The organism is Stenotrophomonas sp. NPDC077420 (assembly GCF_044543385.1).
GTDB lineage: Bacteria > Pseudomonadota > Gammaproteobacteria > Xanthomonadales > Xanthomonadaceae > Stenotrophomonas.
Genome location: NZ_JBITVZ010000022.1, coordinates 23367 through 43315 on the forward strand (window position 1 = coordinate 23367; position 19949 = coordinate 43315).

At 67.6% G+C, this 19949-nt stretch carries 20 protein-coding genes and 1 tRNA gene; 10 read left to right on the forward strand and 11 right to left on the reverse strand.

Translation table 11 applies throughout. The features are described 5' to 3' along the window. Window positions 1-139 precede the first annotated feature (139 nt). The 3 genes from ACIGII_RS17470 to kdsA all read right to left on the reverse strand — a co-directional run bounded on the left by ACIGII_RS17470 (window position 140) and on the right by kdsA (window position 1505). Window positions 140-355 carry a hypothetical protein gene (locus ACIGII_RS17470; protein ID WP_399640570.1) on the reverse strand — a complete coding sequence of 72 codons (216 nt, stop codon included), beginning with the start codon at window positions 353-355 and terminating at the stop codon, window positions 140-142. Between the two features lie 104 nt (window positions 356-459). Next, a tRNA-Arg gene (locus ACIGII_RS17475) sits at window positions 460-536 on the reverse strand. A 123-nt stretch (window positions 537-659) separates the two neighbouring features. Further along, on the reverse strand, window positions 660-1505 hold the full coding sequence (gene kdsA, locus ACIGII_RS17480; protein WP_145477839.1) for a 3-deoxy-8-phosphooctulonate synthase: 846 nt from the start codon (window positions 1503-1505) through the stop codon (window positions 660-662). Between the two features lie 225 nt (window positions 1506-1730). On the opposite strand from kdsA, the gene ACIGII_RS17485 reads away from it, so the two are divergent. The 7 genes from ACIGII_RS17485 to ACIGII_RS17515 are packed head-to-tail and all read left to right on the forward strand — an operon-like array spanning window position 1731 to window position 8227. After that, a complete protein-coding gene (locus ACIGII_RS17485; protein WP_399640566.1) occupies window positions 1731-3263 on the forward strand; it encodes an aldehyde dehydrogenase family protein in 1533 nt (510 codons plus the stop codon). Window positions 3264-3280: 17 nt separating this feature from the next. After that, window positions 3281-4081, forward strand: a complete 801-nt coding sequence (locus ACIGII_RS17490) for an SDR family NAD(P)-dependent oxidoreductase (protein WP_399657596.1) — start codon at window positions 3281-3283, stop codon at window positions 4079-4081. A 52-nt stretch (window positions 4082-4133) separates the two neighbouring features. Further along, window positions 4134-4418 carry a DUF4190 domain-containing protein gene (locus tag ACIGII_RS17495; protein ID WP_399640564.1) on the forward strand — a complete coding sequence of 95 codons (285 nt, stop codon included), beginning with the start codon at window positions 4134-4136 and terminating at the stop codon, window positions 4416-4418. Between the two features lie 7 nt (window positions 4419-4425). Continuing rightward, window positions 4426-5196 carry a class I SAM-dependent methyltransferase gene (locus ACIGII_RS17500; RefSeq protein ID WP_399640561.1) on the forward strand — a complete coding sequence of 257 codons (771 nt, stop codon included), beginning with the start codon at window positions 4426-4428 and terminating at the stop codon, window positions 5194-5196. 9 nt (window positions 5197-5205) lie between these two features. Further along, window positions 5206-6261, forward strand: a complete 1056-nt coding sequence (locus tag ACIGII_RS17505) for a quinone-dependent dihydroorotate dehydrogenase (protein ID WP_145477844.1) — start codon at window positions 5206-5208, stop codon at window positions 6259-6261. After that, the gene (gene murB, locus ACIGII_RS17510; RefSeq protein ID WP_399640558.1) at window positions 6258-7307 is read left to right on the forward strand and encodes a UDP-N-acetylmuramate dehydrogenase; all 1050 of its coding nucleotides are present in this window, start codon (window positions 6258-6260) and stop codon (window positions 7305-7307) included. Before ACIGII_RS17505 ends, murB begins: the two co-directional genes overlap by 4 nt. A gap of 32 nt (window positions 7308-7339) precedes the next feature. After that, the gene (locus ACIGII_RS17515; RefSeq protein WP_399640634.1) at window positions 7340-8227 is read left to right on the forward strand and encodes a DMT family transporter; all 888 of its coding nucleotides are present in this window, start codon (window positions 7340-7342) and stop codon (window positions 8225-8227) included. 15 nt (window positions 8228-8242) lie between these two features. On the opposite strand, the gene ACIGII_RS17520 is transcribed toward ACIGII_RS17515, so the two are convergent. The 6 genes from ACIGII_RS17520 to ACIGII_RS17545 form a co-directional block, all read right to left on the reverse strand. Continuing rightward, window positions 8243-9277, reverse strand: coding sequence for a phosphotransferase enzyme family protein (locus ACIGII_RS17520; RefSeq protein ID WP_399640555.1), 1035 nt, complete (start codon window positions 9275-9277; stop codon window positions 8243-8245). Window positions 9278-9346: 69 nt separating this feature from the next. Beyond that, the gene (locus ACIGII_RS17525) at window positions 9347-11551 is read right to left on the reverse strand and encodes a hypothetical protein (RefSeq protein WP_399640553.1); all 2205 of its coding nucleotides are present in this window, start codon (window positions 11549-11551) and stop codon (window positions 9347-9349) included. After that, window positions 11548-12771, reverse strand: coding sequence for a hypothetical protein (locus tag ACIGII_RS17530; RefSeq protein ID WP_399640551.1), 1224 nt, complete (start codon window positions 12769-12771; stop codon window positions 11548-11550). The genes ACIGII_RS17525 and ACIGII_RS17530 overlap by 4 nt, the downstream gene beginning before the upstream one ends. Before the next feature lie 92 nt (window positions 12772-12863). Further along, window positions 12864-13388, reverse strand: a complete 525-nt coding sequence (locus tag ACIGII_RS17535) for a hypothetical protein (protein ID WP_399640549.1) — start codon at window positions 13386-13388, stop codon at window positions 12864-12866. 133 nt (window positions 13389-13521) lie between these two features. Further along, window positions 13522-14046, reverse strand: a complete 525-nt coding sequence (locus tag ACIGII_RS17540) for a helix-turn-helix transcriptional regulator (protein WP_399640546.1) — start codon at window positions 14044-14046, stop codon at window positions 13522-13524. Between the two features lie 20 nt (window positions 14047-14066). Next, window positions 14067-14309: a hypothetical protein gene (locus tag ACIGII_RS17545; protein ID WP_399640544.1), complete on the reverse strand. Its 243-nt coding sequence runs from the start codon at window positions 14307-14309 to the stop codon at window positions 14067-14069. 329 nt (window positions 14310-14638) lie between these two features. Between ACIGII_RS17545 and ACIGII_RS17550 the strand changes: the two genes are divergently transcribed. After that, on the forward strand, window positions 14639-17641 hold the full coding sequence (locus ACIGII_RS17550; RefSeq protein WP_399640631.1) for a discoidin domain-containing protein: 3003 nt from the start codon (window positions 14639-14641) through the stop codon (window positions 17639-17641). Between the two features lie 22 nt (window positions 17642-17663). Here the strand turns inward: ACIGII_RS17550 and ACIGII_RS17555 are convergent, their stop codons facing one another. Together ACIGII_RS17555 and ACIGII_RS17560 are read right to left on the reverse strand one after the other, a co-directional pair. Then, complete coding sequence (locus ACIGII_RS17555) at window positions 17664-18161, reverse strand: hypothetical protein (RefSeq protein WP_399640542.1); 498 nt, start codon at window positions 18159-18161, stop codon at window positions 17664-17666. 85 nt (window positions 18162-18246) lie between these two features. Next, window positions 18247-18834 carry a TetR/AcrR family transcriptional regulator gene (locus ACIGII_RS17560; RefSeq protein WP_399640539.1) on the reverse strand — a complete coding sequence of 196 codons (588 nt, stop codon included), beginning with the start codon at window positions 18832-18834 and terminating at the stop codon, window positions 18247-18249. 107 nt (window positions 18835-18941) lie between these two features. Between ACIGII_RS17560 and ACIGII_RS17565 the strand changes: the two genes are divergently transcribed. After that, window positions 18942-19241, forward strand: a complete 300-nt coding sequence (locus tag ACIGII_RS17565; RefSeq protein WP_399640536.1) for a type II toxin-antitoxin system Phd/YefM family antitoxin — start codon at window positions 18942-18944, stop codon at window positions 19239-19241. A gap of 16 nt (window positions 19242-19257) precedes the next feature. After that, window positions 19258-19644, forward strand: coding sequence for a type II toxin-antitoxin system RelE/ParE family toxin (locus tag ACIGII_RS17570; protein WP_399640533.1), 387 nt, complete (start codon window positions 19258-19260; stop codon window positions 19642-19644). The last annotated feature ends 305 nt before the right edge of the window (window positions 19645-19949 follow it).

The window sequence follows — 19949 nt, forward strand, 5'->3', positions numbered from 1 at the left end:
CAGTGTTAAGCGATGTGTTTGCCGTGGAAACGCGATGTTCTCGTGGCGTGTTGACGTGCAGACGGCGCCATCACGTGCGTGCCAATGCAAGTGCCGCAAAAAAAAACGCCGCACCAGGTGCGACGTTTCATCGGGTCGATCAGCGCGGCTTCGGCGGCACCGGCGCTTCAAGCGGCGGCCGCTCCGGCGGCGGATCGCGTTCGGGCGGAACCTCGCCCGGCGGTTCGGTCACCGGCGGCTCGGACGGTGGCGGCGCCTCCACCGGCGGTTCCGGCGCGGCGGGTTCGGGCTCCGGCGCCGGCACCTGCGCTGTGGGCTGCCACGGGAATTCGAGGGAGGTGGCGACAAGTGCCATGGGCGGTTCCTGCAACGGGGGTGTTGCAGTCACGGTGACAGCTTCCTCGTCAAACCACGGCGAGGAACGTGTGCACGGCGTGTTTTCGATGGTAGGTCCATCGATGGTGACCCCGGCCCGATTCGAACGGGCGACCTTCCCCTTAGGAGGGGGACGCTCTATCCAGCTGAGCTACGGGGCCGATGTGCGGTGCGGGGATGTCGCCCTGCCCGCTGGCCGCCCGCACATTGCATGCGGGCAGCTGTGAAGGATACCCATATTCAGCGACGGGACCAAGGCCGATCCCGCCGCGAACGGTGCGGACTCAGCGGATATCCAGCTCCGCAAAGCCCTTGACCAGTTCGTCCACGGCCTTGATCTGGGCCAGGAACGGTTCGAGCGCGCTCAGCGGCAGGGCGCTCGGGCCGTCGCAGCGGGCGTGGTCGGGGTCGCGGTGCGCTTCCAGGAAAAGGCCGGCCAGGCCCAGCGCCATGCCCGAACGGGCCAGTTCGGCCACCTGGCGGCGGCGGCCGCCGGAGGCTTCGCTGCCGGCATCGCGGCGCTGCAGGCTGTGGGTGACGTCGAAGATCGCCGGCAGGCCGCCGGTGGATTCGATCATTTCGCGGAAGCCCAGCATGTCCACGACCAGGTTGTCGTAGCCGAACTGCGACCCGCGCTCGCACAGGATGATGTTCTCGTTGCCCGCTTCGCGGATCTTGGACACGATGTGCTTGATCTGCGTGGGGCTCAGGAACTGCGGCTTCTTGATGTTGACCGCACGGCCGGTCTCGGCGATGGCCACCACCAGGTCGGTCTGCCGGGCCAGGAACGCCGGAATCTGCAGCACGTCGACCACTTCGGCGACCGGTGCGGCCTGGGCGACTTCATGCACGTCGGTGATGACCGGGATGCCGAAGCGGCGCTTGACCTCTTCGAAGATGCGCAACCCTTCGTCCAGGCCGACGCCGCGGAAGGATTTGATCGACGAGCGGTTGGCCTTGTCGAACGAGGCCTTGAACACGTACGGAATGCCCAGCTTGCGGGTCACCGTGGTGAAGTGCTCGGCCGCATGCAGGGTCGAATCGAGGTCTTCCAGCACATTCAGGCCGCCAAACAGCACGAACGGGAGACGGTTCCCAACGACGACGCCTTCTGCAACGGTAACGTTCATTCAGATTCCTGGGGGCGAACAATGGTGGCCATTCTACCGGGTTGGGTGGCCCGACCAACGGTCGGGCGCTACCGGCAAGGCGATCGGGCAGTTGAGGCGCAACCGCGGCCGGTGCCGACCGTGGGACGGTCCCGGCGGTCGGCGACGGGTTAGAATTGTCGTTCTGCATGCCGCCCCCCACCCTGCCAGCGGCTGCGCCCTTTTTGATTCGCAACAGGAGTTTGCATGTCCTCTGACCTGCTCAAGGCGCTGGGCCTCGACGCGACCAACGCTGGCACCTACCTCGGCAACGGGGAGTGGTCCAAGGCCACCGACGCCGGCGTGATCACCCCGGTCAACCCGACCACCGGTGAAGCCATCGCCCAGGTGTACGCCACCACCGACGCCGACTACGAAACCATCGTCGCCCGCGCCCAGGAAGCCTTCAAGGTGTGGCGCACCACCCCGGCCCCGCGCCGTGGCGAAGCCGTGCGCCTGTGCGGCGAAGCACTGCGCGCGCACAAGGATGCGCTGGGTTCGCTGGTCGCGCTGGAGATGGGCAAGAGCAAGCCGGAAGGCGACGGCGAAGTGCAGGAAATGATCGACATCGCCGACTTTGCCGTGGGCCAGAGCCGCATGCTGTACGGCTACACCATGCATTCGGAGCGCCCCGGCCACCGCATGTACGAGCAGTACCAGCCGCTGGGCCTGGTCGGCATCATCAGCGCATTCAACTTCCCGGTCGCGGTGTGGGCGTGGAATTCGTTCCTGGCCGCGATCTGCGGCGACGTGTGCCTGTGGAAGCCGTCCAACAAGACGCCGCTGACCGCGATCGCCTCGATGAAGATCTGCAACGACGCGCTGCGCGGCGCGGGTTTCCCGGACATCTTCTTCCTGATCAACGATGCCGGCACGGCGCTGTCGGAAAAGATGGTGGCCGACAAGCGCGTGCCGCTGATCAGCTTCACCGGCTCCACCCAGGTTGGCCGCACGGTCGCCGAAAAAGTCGCGCACCGCCTGGGTCGCTGCCTGCTGGAGCTGGGTGGCAACAACGCGATCATCCTCGACGAAACCGCCGACCTGAAGCTGGCCATCCCCGGCATCGTGTTCGGTGCGGTGGGTACCGCCGGCCAGCGCTGCACCACCACGCGCCGGCTGATCGTGCATGAATCCATCTACGACAACGTGCTGGCCACGCTGGTCAAGGCCTACAAGCAGGTGGAAGGCAAGATCGGCGACCCGACCGATGCGGCCAACCTGATGGGCCCGCTCAACAGCGACGGCGCCGTGCAGCAGTTCCTGGCCTCCATCGAGAAAGCCAAGGCCAGCGGTGGCACCGTCGAAACCGGCGGCACCCGCATCGACCGCGCCGGCAACTTCGTACTGCCGGCCATCGTGACCGGGCTGAAGAACAGCGATGAAGTGGTGCAGCACGAGACCTTCGCGCCGATCCTGTACGTGATGAAGTACAGCACCCTGGACGAGGCCATCGACATGCAGAACGGCGTACCGCAGGGCCTGTCCTCGTCGATCTTCACCCAGAACCTGAAGGCGGCCGAGCGTTTCCTGTCGGCGGCTGGTTCGGACTGCGGCATCGCCAACGTCAACATCGGCACCTCCGGTGCGGAAATCGGTGGTGCGTTCGGTGGTGAGAAGGACACCGGCGGTGGTCGCGAGTCGGGTTCGGATGCATGGAAGGTCTACATGCGCCGCCAGACCAACACCATCAACTACTCCGACTCGCTGCCGCTGGCCCAGGGCATCAAGTTCGACCTGTGACGGGCGCGAGCCAGAGCGTGCCGACCAGCGGTCGGCACCTGCCGGAGACGGCCGATGGCCGCCGCGTCCTGGACTTTTCGGGGCGTCGGGTGCTGGTGGCTGGCGGCAGCAAGGGCATCGGCCGCGCCATGGCGCTGGCCTTTGCCCAGGCCGGTGCCGCGGTCTCGGTCTGCGCCCGTGGTGAAGCCGGGCTGGCGGCGTTGCGTGGTGACGCCGCCGCGCTCGGACGTGACGTGCATACCGCGGTGGCCGATCTCTCGCAGCCGGACGACATCGCCCGCTGGCTGGCCAGCGCCGCCGAGGCGCTGGGCGGGATCGACATCCTGGTCAACAACGCCACCGGTTACGGCATGTCCGACGACGAGGACGGCTGGAACGCCAGTCTCGGCGTGGACCTGATGGCGGCGGTGCGGGCGTCGCGGCTGGCGCTGCCCTGGCTGCAGCAGTCCGCCGATGCCTGCATCCTCAACCTGGCCTCGATTGCCGCGCAGCAGCCGCGTCCGGGCGCGGCCCCCTACGGCGCGGCCAAGGCCGCGCTGATGCACTACACCACCTCGCAGGCGCTGGCCCTGGCCCCGCACCGGATCCGGGTCAACGCCATCGCCCCGGGCTCGATCGAATTCGAGGACGGCCTCTGGGCCCGCCGCCGCAGCGAAGACCCCGCGCTGTACCACGGGACCCTGGCCAGGATTCCGTTCGGGCGCTTCGGGCAGCCGCAGGAAGTCGCCGACGCGGCCCTGTTCCTGTGCTCGCCGCTGGCCCGCTGGATCACCGGCCACACCTTGAACGTCGACGGCGGCCAGGTCCTGATGGGATAAACCCGGCGCTGGCCCTATCATGCACCTGTCCTCCCCCGTCCCCCGGAGCCACATGAGCCTTCCGCCCCGTCAAACCAGCCCGATGGCGCTGATCAGCCTGATCGCCGGGATCCTGGGCTGGACCGCCCTGCCCTTCATCGGCAGCGTGGTGGCGATCATCACCGGGCACATGGCCCGTGCCGAGATCCGCCGCCGCCCGCTGGAACTGGAAGGCGACGGGCTGGCGCTGGCCGGCCTGATCATGGGCTGGGTCGTGGTGATCGGCAGCCTGCTGGCATTGCTGGCCATCCTGCTCTTCTTCGGCGGCCTGGCCTGGTTCGTTTCCCTGCAGTCGTGAGGTGCCCATGAGCGGATCGGACCCGACCGGACGTTTCAGCAACCGCGTAGCCGATTACGTGCGCTACCGGCCCGATTACCCCCCGGCGCTGCTGGATTGGCTGCACCGCGAGATCGGTGTACCCACCGAGACGCTGGTAGCCGACATCGGCGCCGGCACCGGCATTTCCACCCGGCTGTTCCTGGCCAGTGGCCACCCGGTGATCGCGGTGGAACCGAATGCGCCGATGCGTGAAGCGGCCGAAGCGCTGCTGGGCCAGGAGTACCTGCGCCTCAAGCTGGTGGACGGCACCGCCGAGGCCACGACCCTGGCCGACGACAGCGTTGGCCTGGTCAGTGCCGCGCAGGCCTTCCACTGGTTCGACACCACGGCGGTGCGCCGCGAATGGGCGCGCATCCTGCACCCGGGCGGGCTGGCACTGGTGTTCTGGAATTCGCGCCTGCTCGATGCCTCGCCGTTCCTGGTGGGCTACGAGCAGTTGCTGCTGGAATTCGGCACCGACTACACCGAGGTCGCCGAACGCTACCAGGACGACGACACCATGCGGGCCTGGTTCGGCAATGGCCTGAAGGGTGTCGCGCAGTTCCCCAACACGCAGTACATGGACGCCGAGGGCCTGCGCGGCCGACTGCTTTCGTCCTCGTACGCGCCGCCAGCGGGCCATCCCCGGCATGCACCGATGCTGGAGGCGCTGCAGCAGCTGTTCGACGCGCACGCGGTGGACGGCAGGATCGCTTTTGAATATCACACCCGTGCCTTCGTCGGCACGCTGGACTGACTGGACGCCATGTACTCGCTTGCCCGACCCTTCCTGTTTTCCCTGGACGCCGAGCGCGCCCACGGCCTGGGCCTGAGTGCGCTGGAGCTCGCCTACCGTTCCGGCACCACGCCGCTGCTGGCGCGCCGCCCTGCGCCGTTGCCGACCACCGCGCTGGGGCTGCGCTTCCCCAACCCGGTCGGCCTGGCCGCCGGCCTGGACAAGAACGGCGAGCACATCGATGCGCTGTTCGCGCTGGGCTTTGGTTTCGTGGAAATCGGCACCATCACCCCACGCGCGCAGGAAGGCAATCCGAAGCCGCGCCTGTTCCGCCTGCCGGCCCACCAGGCCATCATCAATCGCATGGGGTTCAACAACCTGGGCGTGGATGCGCTGGTACGCAATGTCGAGCGCGCGCAGCGCCGCAACGGCCTGCTCGGCATCAACATCGGCAAGAACAAGGACACCCCCAACGAGCAGGCGTTCGACGATTACCAGCATTGCCTGCAGAAGGTGTATCCGCTGGCCGATTACATCACCGTCAACATCTCCTCGCCCAATACCGCCGGGCTGCGTGAGCTGCAGGAAGAAACCGCGCTGCGCCAGCTGGTCTCGCAGCTGCGCGACAGCCAGGAAGCGTTGGCGGCCCAGCATGGCAAGCGCGTGCCGATGCTGGTCAAGGTCGCGCCCGACCTGAGCGACCGCGACATCGACGCGGCCGCGCGCGTGCTGGGGGAACTGCAGGTCGACGGCGTGATCGCCACCAACACCACCATCGACCGCAGCGCGGTCGCGGGTGATCCTCGCGCCAGCGAAGCCGGCGGCCTGTCCGGTGCGCCGCTGCTCGGCCAATCCACCCTGGTGCTGCGCCGCCTGCGCGCGCGCCTGCCCGAATCCATGCCGCTGATCGGCGTCGGTGGCATCCAGTCCGGTGCCGATGCGGTGGCCAAGATGGCCGCTGGCGCGGCCCTGGTGCAGTGCTACAGCGGCCTGATCTTCCAGGGCCCGGCGCTGGTGCATGACTGCGTCGAGGCCATCCGCCGCCGCCGCGAAGCGCCCAGCCGCGGCGCCGTGGCCCCCCTATGAGTACTGCAATGCCTGCCTGGTCACTGACCGAAAACGCCTCGCTGAAGGCCCTCAACACCTTCCGCGTCGATGCCAGCGCCGAACAGCTGCTGGAACTGCACGACCCCACCCTGCTGCCCGACGTGCTGGCCCTGCCACAGGTCGCCGGCACGCCGCTGCTGGTGCTGGGCAGTGGCAGCAACGTGCTGCTGGCCGACAACGTGCCCGGTACGGTGCTGGTGTTTGCCAACCGCAGCATCGAGGAACTGGAACATCGCGCAGACCACACGGTGGTGCGCGCAGGGGCCGGCGTGAACTGGCACGGGTTGGTGATGTGGTCGTTGCAGAACGGTCTGTCGGGCCTGGAAAACCTGGCGCTCATTCCCGGTACCGTCGGGGCCTCGCCGATCCAGAACATCGGGGCCTATGGCGTGCAGGTCGATGAGTTCATCCAGGCCGTGGATGCGTGGGACCGTGCCACCAACCAGTGGGTCCGCCTGGACAACGAAGCCTGCGCGTTCGGTTACCGCGACAGCGTGTTCAAGCGCGAGCCGGACCGCTACCTGATCACCGCGATCGAACTGCGCCTGCCGCTGCTGCACGACCTGCGCCTGGGCTACGCCGGCATCGCCGAGGAAATGCAGGCCATGGGCGTGGAACTGCCGGTGGCCGCAGATGTTGCCAATGCGGTCATCGCGATCCGCCGGCGCAAGCTGCCAGACCCGGATGTGCTGGGCAATGCCGGCAGTTTCTTCAAGAATCCGGTGTTGCCGCTGGAACAGGTGGAGGTGCTGCTGCAGCAGTTCCCCGAGCTGCCGGTGTACCCGGCCGACCGCGACGACCGGCGCAAGCTGTCGGCCGCGTGGATGATCGAAGCCTGCGGCTGGAAGGGGTTCCGTGAAGGCGATGCGGGCGTGTCCGCGCAGCATGCCCTGGTACTGGTCAACCACGGGTCGGCCACGGGCGCCGAGCTGCTGGCGCTGGCGCGGCGCATTTCCGCGTCGGTGCTGGAGACGTTCGGCGTGCCGATCGAACCGGAGCCGCGCCTGATCGGCGCGCAGTGGTGACCCCGCCGCTTGCCCTGCCCGCGCCGACGCCGATGCGTGCGGCGCTGTTGATGCTGGGCAGCACGATGGCGTTCGGGCTGATGGCGATCGCGATCCGCTACGCCTCCGGCCATGTGCCCACCCAGGAAGTGGCGTTCTTCCGCAACGCGTTCGGCCTGCTGGCGCTGCTGCCGTTCCTGCTGCGCCCGGGCAGCTCGCCGTTCCGCACCCGGCAGCTGCCGCGCTACTTCGTGCGCAGCCTGATCGGGCTGGCCTCGATGCTGTGCGCGTTCTGGGCCATCGGCCACCTGCCGATCTCGCAGGCGATCTCGCTGTCGTACTCCACGCCGCTGTTCGTCACCATCGCCGCCGTGCTGTTCCTGGGCGAAACCGTGCGCATGCGCCGCTGGGCCGCGGTGATCTTTGGTTTCATCGGCGTACTGATCATCGTGCGCCCGGGCGCCGCCTCGTTCAGTCCCGGCCTGCTGGTGGCGGTGCTGGCCGCGGTACTGAGTTCGCTGGTCGCGATCCAGATCAAGCAGCTCAGCCGGGTGGACGGGGCCGACACCGTGGTGTTCTACACCTACGTGTTCTGGGTCCCGATGTCGCTGGTCCCGGCACTGTTCGGGTGGGTCTGGCCGAGTGCGACCGGCTGGGCCTGGCTGGCCGCCACCGGCCTGCTGGGCACGCTGGGACAGCTGCTGTGGACACGCGCCCTGCGCCTCGGAGAAGTGTCGGCGTTGACCCCGATCAGCTTCATGCAGCTGCCACTCGTCAGCCTGCTGGGCTGGCTGCTGTTCAATGAAACCCTCGACCGCTGGACGGTGATCGGCGCCGGCATCATCCTGGCCGCCAATGCCTACATCGCCCACCGCGAGGCGGTGCTGGTGCGGCGCGCGGCCTCCGAGGCTGCCACCGCTGCGGCCAAGCCGGGCGAGTAGCCGGCCGCCGACGGCTCAGGACGCACGCGCCGCCACCGACCAGCTGCGTGCGGCAGCGTCCACCACGTTGCCCGGCGCGAACTGTTCGTCCATGTAGCGCAGCGCCTGGCGCCGCTGGCTCGGTGGACGCGATGCGGCGCCGGGCTCCAGCAGCAGGTCGTGGAATTCCTGCAGGTCGTGCAGCACGCGCCAGTGGCGGTAGTACGCCAGCCGCACCGGATCCAGCACCACCGCCCCGTACCCGGCCTGGAAACCCGGCGGATCGTCGCGGCCCCAGCGCCCGCCGACACCGGCGCCGACGAACATCAGGTCACGCTCACGCGGCGCCAGCACCATGTCGTCCCAGTCGATCAGGGCCAGCCCATCGTCGCTACGCAGCAACAGGTTGCCCGCATGCAGATCGCCGTGACACAGCACCCGCGACCAGCGCTGATCGGCCAGCCGCTCCCGCAGGGTGCCGCAACGCTGCCAGATGCCGTCGATCTGCTCGCGGTGCTGCCGCCATGCACGACGGTAGTCCTGGGCCAGTACATCGGGCATCGGCCAGCGCGCGTCGCCCCGTTGCAGCCACGCCCCGACCCGCTCCACCGCGGTGTCGTCATCGAAGCCGGGCCGTGCCAGTCCCGCCGCCAGCCCGGCGGGCAGGACCGCATCGTGTACCCGGCGCAGCACCTGCCCCAGCCGCTGCCACTGCGCCTGCGACAACGCGCCTTCGAACCCGGAATGGCCATCGACGTAGGCAAACAGGGTCCACTGCAGTCCCTCGGCCAGCACTGCCGGTGCACCGTCCACCGCCGGTTGCGGAGCGACCACCTCCTCCAGCCCAAGCGAAGCGCGCAGATGCCGCAGCACGTTCCAGACCCCGTCGGCCACCGCGTAGCGGCGGCATTTCAACCACCAGCGCGCACCGTCCACGCCGGTCACCTGGTACACCGTCGCGCCGGCGTCGGCGCCGGCGGGCCGCTGCATGACATGCTCGACCTGCACGCCATACGCCTGTGAGAGCACGGCACCGATCTGCGACGGCGACAATTCCTGGGGATGCAGCATCACTCAGCCATGGCACGCGGAAGTCGCGTCACTATTGCAGAACAGCGGCCGACCTCCCAGCCAAACGCGTCACACAGACGCATCATCGGCACACATTGCCTGCAGTTCCCGCTGCAGCAATGCCAGCACTTCGTCGCGCTGGAACTGGGTTGCGAACACCGGCACCGCGAACACGAACGGCAGCCCGTCGGCCTCGCGCCGGATCACGTAGGCCAGTTGCAGACGCGCCAGTGACTGCCGCAGCTGTTCGGGGTCGACCCGCACGCCGGCGGCGTCGAAGGTGGCCAGCAGGTCGACCAGGGCAATGCCGCGTTCGCCGCTGCCGGCAAGCTGCGCCGCCGCGACCTGGTAGACCACGATGCGGTCGATCCGGCACGCGACCGCGTCGGGGCTGAGGCGTGCCCAGCCGGCGAGTGCGTCGAGCACCGGCTCGCTCACCAGCGCGGCATGCACCTGCGCCGCATCCAGCACGCGCTGGCCGCGGTCCAGCTGGCCGAGCAGGTGCTGGCAGGCCAGGGCCACCAGGTTGGCGCGCCGCCCGCACGCGGCCACCAGCCGCCGCGGCAGGTCGGGGTTGGCGAAATGCACGCCCAGGCGCGCCATCGGTTCGGTGGCCAGGGCCCGGCAGGCGTCCTCTTCCAGGCTGCCCACATGGATGACCTCGCCAAAATTGCGCAGCGGCGAAGCGAAATCCAGGGTGACCGCTTCGTACAGGTCCCAGAACCCGGCCAGCATGAAGTGGCAGCGCCCTTCCTCGCTCAACGCACGCAGCGCGCCCAGTTGCGGATAGCCCTGGGCAGCCTCGACACGCAGGAACAGGTCGGTTTCGTCGATCAGCAGCAACAGGCCGCGTCCAGCCGCGCGCGCCGACAGCCCGGCTACCAGCGCGTCGATGCCGGTGTCTTCGGCCATGCCCAGCTCCAGCGCCAGGCGCATCGTCAGGCGGTGGTCGCGCAGCGACAGGTACACGCAGTGCACGCAGGGATGGCCCACGAAACGGCGTTCGATGGCCTTCATCAGGCTGGTCTTGCCGAGCTGGCGGCCGCCCACCAGCAGGTAGTTGCCCGGCTCGCGGTTGAGCACCCGCGCCAGCACCGACTCGCGCCCGAAGAACGCACCCGGGCGGGTGATGCCACCGTGGGTCTGGTAGGGCGAAATGCGGGTGACCCGCAGCTGCCGCGCGAGCAGGTCGACCAGGCCGTCCAGCGCACCCGGCTGCAGCAGCCAGCGGGTCTGCGCGGCCTGCTCCAGGCACACGCACAGGTTGCCCGGATCGTTGGCATACGCCACCAGCTCGGCTTCCACGGCCAGCGACGGGCTGACCACCAGGACCACGTCCTGGCCGTTTGGCATGCCACGCAGCGCCTGCACGATCGCGTCCGCCCCCAGGGCCGGGTCCGGCTGGTACAGCCACAGCCGCTCCAGTGCCAGTGGAAGCGTGTCCGGCAACGTCCACTCACGCACCAATCCGGCCAGTGCCCACCCGGGCGCCGGCGCATCGCCCGCGCCGATCCGTGTTGCCAGCTGCTGCGCGCGGGTGGCCGGACCGGCCTGCACCTGGCGCAGCGCATCGCGCCAGCGCACGCTGGCAATACCGGCGCCTGCCAGCACCCGGCCGCGCAGGCGCAGCCACCCCAGCTGCCGGTCGATCGCCGGCAGCGCCTGCAACGGCTGCGAGAACAGGAGGACCGGCTCGGCCACGATCCCGGCCACCGCCGGCCGCACCCAGTACCAGAGCAGCCCCAACCCGGCGACGCCCAGCACCGCCCCACCGAGCAGCAGCGACAACCACTGCACCAGCGTCCACGGCGTCTCCGCGCGGCAGTTGGCCGGCAGCCAGCGCGCAGGCGGCGCGGGCGTACCCGGGCGGCATCGCCAGTACTGGGTCTGGGGTTCCAGGGTCTGCTCGATCACCGCGCCACGCAGACCACTGGCGGCCGGGAAACGGTCGGTAAAGCGCAGCCGCAGCACCCACGGCCGCGGAAGTTCGGCGTCCACCAGCGTCTCGGCGGGATCGTGCACGCCGGGGACATCGACCTGCCGAGGCCACGTTTCATGCTGCAGCCAGTACGACAGCGCTTCCTCGCGCAGGAACATCATGTCGATGTTGGCGCGCTGCATGAGCATCATGCTTTCGCCGTCGCGCTGCATGCGCCACAGCTGCACCGGATTGAGCCACGGGACGAACAGGTAGCTGCCCACGAACCAGGTCAATCCGACCACCAGCAACAGCGGCAGGCCAAGCCCGAGCCGACCGCGTGTCAGCGCGATCATGCCGGCTGCGCCTGCAGGCTGTCGATCACCTGCTTCACGGCACGCCGGATCGCGTCGCAGCGCCATTCCAGGCAGGCGCCCTGCGGTTGCGGCCGCGCCGTCAGCAGGTTGGCCCAGTACAGCTGGCGCAGCAGCGGGTCGGCCAGGTAAGGACGCGCCGGTCCCAGGGTCGGTCGCAGCAGCCAGTCTTCGACGGCGGTGCGGGCCGCCGCATTGCGCAGCAGCGGTACCAGCGCCTCCCACAACCGCGGATGGGTGGAGAGCGTTTCGGTGACCGCCTCGTCATCCAGGCAGGCGTCGGCCAGCAGCGACAACGCGGCCTGGGCCAGCAGCGGATGGCCACCGGACAGGTGCAGCGCACGCGCCAGCGTGGCATCCGGCAGCGCACCGGCACCGGCACCGCGTCGCAGGTCATCCACGTCCAGCTCCGGCCAGCTCTCGGTGGCCGCGATGTTGAGCAGCGACAGGTCGCCGCCCTGGTATTTGAGGTCGGCCAGCGCCGCGCCGCCACAGATCAGCAGGTGCAGCTTGCCGCTGTACATTTCGCTGAGGCTGCGCAGGATCCCGGCCAGCACGTCGCGCGGTTCCGGCGCCCCCTGTTCGAAGCGGCTGACCAGGCAGAACAACGGCCCGGGCTGCTGCAGCAGTCGCGCCAGCGCCATTTCGAACCCCGCGTCCGACGACACCCCTTCAAGCCCGCATTGCGCCGCGAGCAGCGCGAAGTAGTCCTGATCGCCTGCGCCGGCACGGAACGGCGGCTGCAGGTGCAGGACGCGCCCACTGCCATAGCGCGCATCGGCCTCGGCGAGGATCGCGGCGCGCTCCGGCGGCTGGCCCCAATGCGCCTGGGTCAGCAGCAGGCTGACCGGGTACGGGCGCGACGCCTGCAGGCGGTCGAACAGACGGGTGACCGTGGGCGGTATTAGCGTCGGCGGTGCTGCCTGCCCCGCAACGGGCTCACCCGTCGGCGCCTCGACCGGGAACTCCGGCTCGAACCCGGCCGACTGCAGCAGTGCGTTGCACTCAACCTCGGTCAGCCGCAGGTAATTGGCGCAGGCCAGGACGCGGTCGCGATGGCGGCGGCTGGGGCGCGAGGTGCCGGCGCGCCAGTTGTTGACCGCCTCGCGGCTGATGCCGATCTCCGCGGCCACTCCCCCAGCGCTGGCCCGGATCCGCCGCATGTGCCGGGACAGCAGGTCCGCGAAGTCCAGCGCAGGCATGGGAAACGACCAGAAAGGGAGGGAGCCGCACACCCTACCGTGACCGCTTGGACTGTCAACCATGTACGCATCGGTCACGGTGGGCTCCCGGCTCAGCCCGCCGCCGCCGCAGGCGTCTGCCGCACGAACAGCTTGCGGGTCAGCAGCAGGTGGACCACGAACGCCAGGATCGCCAGCATCCCCAGCGCAACCACCACCCGCCCCAGCACCGACCCCAGGCTCTTCTGGCCTTGCAACCGCTCCAGCCGCTCGAACCGGGCGGGATAGGCCCGCGAATAGGCCACGGTCACCTGCGGTGCTTCTTCCAGGTACGGCGCGGCATTGTCCTCGGAGGTGGCGAAGTGACCGGTGTGGGTAACGCCGTTGGCCTCGAAGTCGTAACGGAAGTGGTACTGGTAGGACACCCGCCCCCTGCGGCGCTTTTCCTCGATGTGGTCGACCTGGACCGGCGCCTGCACGGTCACCGCGTCCTTGAGGATGGCTTCGGCCTCACGGTGCCCGCTCAGCGCGGACCACGCGAAGAACACGGCAAGCACGGCGTAGCCGATGCTGCACAGCCAGCGCGAGGCGCGGGACAGTCGGTCATGCGACGAATCTGAAACAGGAATGCTGATCATCTGGTTTCCCCGGTAATGGTGCGACGGTGTCGGCAGCCAGGTGGCCGCGACCTCGGGAACCAGTGTGGGGAAAGGCCTGCGGCGCTTGAACGGGCATCCTGTCAACCCGGGCCAGGCGATGCTTGACGATTCGTCAAGCAGGCATTGTGGACGTCTGCAGTGGACGGCAGTGCGAGCGCCTGCGCGCCTCCTTGGCGAGGTTCGCCTCGAGTGCCGCGCCCGCAACGTCCAGCAGTTCAGCGGTCAGCGCATATCCGCCCTTGGCCTGGAGCCAGCCCAGAACATCTGCAAGGTGCCAGATTGAGATACTGCCATCGTGTACAGGCGCGGGAAACGTTCCGGGATGGGCCAGCATCAGCTTGCGCATGTTCTGACGCGACACACCGACCAGGGCGGCAATGTCGGTCAAACCCACCAGATCCGGGCTGACCTCGATCAAGGTTGCGTCGGGCACGGCACGATGGACATCGCCCAGTGCGCTGCGCACGGCTGCGGACGCGCTGCCTGCTTCGCGTGTGAACTCGAGTGCCAGGCGTCCGGGCAATCCAATGCCGACCACTGCATCGTCGCAGCCGGTTGCCCCCAGACGCTCGACGACCTCGTGCATGTCTTCTTCTGCGTTGGCCAGCTGATACTTCAACGTGAATATGTATTTCATGGTTTGCCTCCTCAAGCCATTCACCTGCGCCGGACGCAGTTGTCCACCACTCGCCGCAGTGCGTCGGCATGGTTGCCTGGGCTTCTGGGTGTACTCCAGACACTGACAATGCAGAACTCACCACATCGACATTCGCTATCGTTGCAAGGGCAGTAAATCCGGCCCCAAGCGTGACTTCCGCCGACCGCAACGCGCCAACCCATCCACTCCGCATGGGTAAGCGCCGCCTCTACCTCGCGTTTCGGGTGCTTGGGTCGAGCCACGAAGTGTCTCCATTGTAGAAACACCGAAAAGGTTGTCAAGTGACAACCTACACAAAATCAACGTCCGACCAAGCCTCAATCCTGTACCCCACCGCAGTTCTCGGCCATCAGACTCGACCCCGACTGGGTGGAGGGTTTTGCCGACCCTCCGGGAAATACTGCGGCGCCGCATGTAAACGCTTACAACCCTTGGTAGCGTTGCTACCGGCCTCAACGCTGGGGCGTTCTGAAGACGAGGGAGCTCATTGATGTTCGCCTTTGCCGAACGGCGCGCGGTGCTGGCCACCACACTTGGCCTGGTACTGGCCACAACCGGTTTCGCCCAGAGCATGCCGCCCCGCAGTGAATGGAAGGCCAGCAGCTCATCGCAGCAGGTTCCCGCGATGGCCGTTTCGCACCTGATCGATGGCGATCCGAAGACGGTCACCGGTGGCGCCTTCAGCCCCGGGCACTGGTTCCAGATCGATCTGGGCAAACCGTCCACGTTGTCCGGTGCACGCATCACCTGGGACGTGTCCAACCCCGAAGGCTACAGCCTGCAGACCTCGCTGGACGGTGCGCACTGGCAGACCGCCTATACTATGCGCGATTCGCTTGGCGGTATCGAAACCCTGCCCTTCGCGCCCCGCCCGGCCCGCTACCTGCGTCTGGCCAGTCCCGAACGCACCTCGGACTGGGGCGTCTCCATCTTCGAGCTGGAGCCGCTGGACGCGCGCACCGGCCCGCGCATTGCCGGCCTCGATGAACGCCAGGCGGCAGCGCTCTGGCAGGGCGGCAGCAAGGTCGCGATGCCGGCGGACACGCAGAACAGGCACACGCTTGAGATCGCGCTTCCCCGGGCCGTTTCCACCACCGGCCTGGCGGTGGACTGGGCCGGCGCGCACGGTGCAGCGCGATTGCAGGTGCATGATGCAACCGGTCGCTGGAGCGACCTGGCCACCGATCCCCAGGCAGGGAGCCACGCGCAGAGCTGGCTCGCCGGCACCCAGCCAGTAACCGCGCACGCCCTGCGCCTGCAGGTGGACGGCGACGCGCCGCAGATCGCGCGCCTGCGCCTGCTCGGACCGGCTGCCGTGATGACGCCGATGAAGCGCTACCAGATCGCTGCCAGCGGCGCGCACGAGGCGCTGTTCCCGGCCTCGCTGCACATGCAGCAGACCTACTGGACCGCCGTGGGCGTCCACGGTGGCCTGCAGAAGTCGATCTTCGACGAACACGGCAACATCGAAGCATTCAAGGGCGCACCGCTGGTGCAGCCGATCTGGCGCGGTGCCGACGGCGCAGCGGCAGGTGCGGCCGACCAGCGCGTGCAGCATGCACTGCGCGATGGCTGGAAGCCGATGCCGTCCGCCACGTGGCAGCCGCACCCCGGGCTGGAGCTGAAAAGCGAAGCGTTCGCGGTGGAGATGGACGGGCAACCGGTGACCTTCGTACGTCATCGCCTGCGCAATACCGGCAGCGCACCGATAGCCGGCAGCCTTGCGCTGGTGGTGCGTCCCATGCAGATGAATCCGCCCTGGCAGAACGGTGGCCTTTCGCCAATCCGCCGCATCGCGGTGGACGCCGGCACGGTGCGCGTCAACGGCCGCACGCTGCTGCACTCGCTGACGCCGGTCGGCCGCGCAGGCGCGGCCCCGTTCGGTCCCGATGGCAGCACGGAAATCACCGCATCCGTCGCAGAGGGCACGTTGCCACCCGCGCAGCATGCGGAGGATCCGGACGGCTTGGCTGCCGCTGCGCTGGATTACCCCATCCAGCTCGCACCGGGCGCCACGCAGTCGGTCGTGGTGGCCTTCCCGCTGGGCAACGCCGCAGCCGACACCCAGGGCGTGCTGCCCGAACCGCCCGCGCTTGAACTCGCCGGCCGCGACGCCGACGCCACCTTCGAGCGCCTGGCCACGGTCGCCGCGAACGACTGGCAGGCCCGCCTCGGCCAGGTCGGACTGCGCCTGCCGGATCCGTCGCTGGTGGACATGCTGCGCGCGCAGGCGGCGTACATGCTGATCAACCAGACCGGCCCGGCGATGCAGCCTGGACCGCGCAACTACAACCGCTCCTTCATCCGCGACGGCATGGCCACCTCGGCAGTGCTGCTGCGCATGGGCGAGTCGAAGATCGCGCGCGATTACCTGGCGTGGTACACCGAGCACGGCGTGCACGCCAACGGCCTGGTTTCGCCGATCCTCAACAACGACGGCAGCGTCAACACCGGCTTCGGGTCGGACATCGAATACGACAGCCAGGGCCAGTACGTTGCGTTGGTGGCCGATGTCGCGCGGCTGGACGGTGGCCCGGAATCGGTGCGCGCCTACCTGCCGAAGGTGAAAGCAGCCCTGCGCTTCCTGCAGGAGCTGCGCGAGCGAACGCTGGTGCCCGGCTACATGGCCAGCCAGCCCTCGCCGGAGCGGTTCGCCGGCATCCTGGCACCGTCGATCAGTCACGAAGGCTACCCTTCGCCGACCCACAGTTACTGGGACGACTACTGGGGCCTGAAGGGCTGGCATGACGGCGCGTGGCTGGCCGAGTCGCTGGGTGATCACGAAACCGCCGCGTGGGCGCGTGAACAGTACCGCTTGCTGCACGACGCGCTGGCCGCTTCGATCCGCGCCACCATGGCGTGGAAGGGCATCGACTTCATCCCCTCCTCCGCCGACCTGGGCGATGGCGACCCTACCGGCGTTTCGATCGCGCTGGACCCCACCGGCGCGCAGGACGTGCTGCCCGAACAGGCCCTGCGCACCACCTTCGCGCGCTATCTGGAAGACGTGCGCAAGCGCAACCAACCCGGCGCGTTGTATGCCTACACCCCGTATGAAATCCGCAACGTGCTCAGCTACGTGCACCTGGACCAGCCCGAAGCCGCAGACGAACTGCTGCAGGGCCTGCTGCGCGACCGCCGGCCGCTGGAATGGCAGGTGCTGGCGGAAGTCGTGCACTCGCGGCTGCGCTTCCCGCGCTACCTGGGCGACATGCCGCACACGTGGATCGGTGCCGAGTACGGGCGCACGTTGTTCGGCATGTTGATGCGCGAGGACGACGATGCGCTGTCGCTGCTGCCGGGTACGCCGCCGTCGTGGCTGGCCGGCGACGGGTTGGCCGTGGAGCGGTTGCCAACGGCGTTCGGAACGCTGCAGATGGATGCGGTGCAGCGTGGCAACACGCTCAAGGTGACGTTGGGCAAGGGGCTGCGGAAGGACGCTGCGGTCCGGGTCTGGTGGCCTTCGCGCACGCGGCCCAGCCTGGTGCGGGTGGATGGGCGGGATGTGCAGGACTTTGATGCGAAAGGGGTTCTGATCAGCAAGCCGTTCCGGACGCTGGAAGCCGTCTGGTAGCGCCGGCCCCCCCGGGTGCATGTCACTCCATGCGCCTGTTGCGCGCATGGATCATCCAGCCCTGCGCGGCGATGCCGATGAGGAACACGACAAAGCAACCCAGCAGGGTCTGCAGCACTATCGGCGCCATCGGTGCGGCGGCCAGCGGATGCGACACCGGCAGTCGGGTCAGCGATTCATTGACGGCAGGCACCAACCCGAGCAGGAAACTGAAGGACAGCGCGAACGCGGACAGGTACGGTCGCAGTCGCCCAAGGAAGCCGATCCGGTTCACCAGCACCCCGCCGAACGCCACCAGCAGCACCACGATACCGAAGGCGTGGCCAGGGTTGAGGCCACCGGTGCTGGAGACAGTAAAAGAGCTCGCCACGGCAAGCACCAGGCCGACCAGATAGAGCTTTCCGGCCCCGGTGGCGAGGTCGATTTTCCGATGGCGCACGAAGCCGTAGATGCCGGCGAGCACCGGGATGAGGCTGATGGCGGTATGCAGTGCACCGAGTGCGGAGAGCGGGTGTGTCATCGGAGCAATCCTCAATTAAACCTACTAGTAGGTAGACGTGCTGGTCATGGAAAAGCCCGCACAAGGCGGGCTTACGAAAAATAGTTCAACGCTGTGCAGTCACCCGCGCAACCGACAGCCGCGCCAGGGCGGCGAACGTCTGCGCGTCGCCGAACCCACGCGCGGCGAGCATCGCCCCATGCACGGAGGCCATGAAGGCCCTGGCCTCGTCCGGCGGGGCGCCCTGCAGTTGGAACTGCCCCTGCGCTACCCCCTTCTCCAAGGTGGCGGTCAGCCAGCCACTGAGATCTTCGAAATGTCCGCGCACTTCTTCGGCGATTTCCGGCGGAATCATCGGCGACTCCGCCGCCAGCATGGCGCAGATGCAGAACGAGGCCGTGCCACCGGCGATACAGCTGGACCAGTAGTCGACGTAGGCATTGAGCTCTTTCAGCGGATCACCCAGCTGCCGGTCCAGCATGGCCAGGCCCGCCCGCGCCTCGGCGCGGTACAGCGCCACCACCGTGCGAACCAGCTCGGCCTTGCTGGGGAAATGGTGATGGATGCTGGCCTTGCTGATGTTCACCCTGGCCGAGATATCGGCATAGCTGAAGCCGTTGTAGCCGCCGGCCTCCAGCAGCGTCCGGGCATGGGCGACGATTTCAGCGGCTTTGGGGGAGAGGTCAGACTTCACGCCATCACTCTACTAGTAAGTAGGGATTCAGTCAACTATTGAGTTGACGCAGCGAAGCGCATTTTCTGTACACTATTTCGTACATCATTCCTCAGCCTGGAGTTGCCATGGCCGTCTCAGCGCGTGACGTTATCCCGCTATCGCAAGCACGGGCCAACCTTTCGGACCTCGCCGATCAGGTCAAGGCCGGCGCCGAAAAAATCGTCACCAAAAATGGCGAAAGCTACGTAGCGATCATCGATGCGCAACGACTGGACTACTACCACCAGTTGGAGCGCGAGCGTATCCATCTATTGCTGATCGACGGTGCCGTGAAGGGGCTCGCCGATGTGGCTGCGGGCAACGTAAACGACGCGCGCAGCGCTCTCGACGCGCGCAAACGTCGTCGTGCTGAAGAAACCGGCTAGAGGGGCGGCAGGTATCATGACCGAGTTGTGCACTGTCAAGCTGACGCCGAACTTCGAACGCAATCTGGATGAAGTCCAGATCCAATTCCGCGAGCGCGATGCATCGGCTGCATTCGACACGTTGCTCGAAGAACTTACCGACTTGGTGGTGCCCAACCTCGAACGGTTCCCAAAGATGGGCCGATCCTTCCTCGCCCACCCTACCCGCTCGGTTGAAACCGCACAGGCAACCGCACGATTGAGTGCAGAGCTGGCTCGCGCTGCAGCAGGTGCTGAAGTACGCGAGTATCTGATGAAGGATTATTTGCTGCTGTATGCGTTGATCGAAGGCACCGTGTACTTCCTCTCGCTACGCCACCACCAGCAGCTCTCATTCGATCTGGCCAGGCATTGGCCGGAGTGACGTTGGCACCCCGAGCGCTCAAGACACGGGCGCCTTGCGACGCGCTTTCGATTCAACTCATTCCCACTCTGTCATCAATGGGTCTCGTAAACCCATGCAATCTAATGGATTCCTAGTAATCGATAAATTTACACCTCCGCGATCTGCCGTCAAAATCGCGCGCTTCAGGATGCTCTAAAACGGTCCGCTTGGGACCGGGGGTTCAGGGTCCGGGGCGGACTGTTCAGAACATTCCTATTTTGAGGGTCGGCAGGGAATCGTTACGTACAGGGCCAAAAACCACCTAAGCGATTGAAACGCAATGA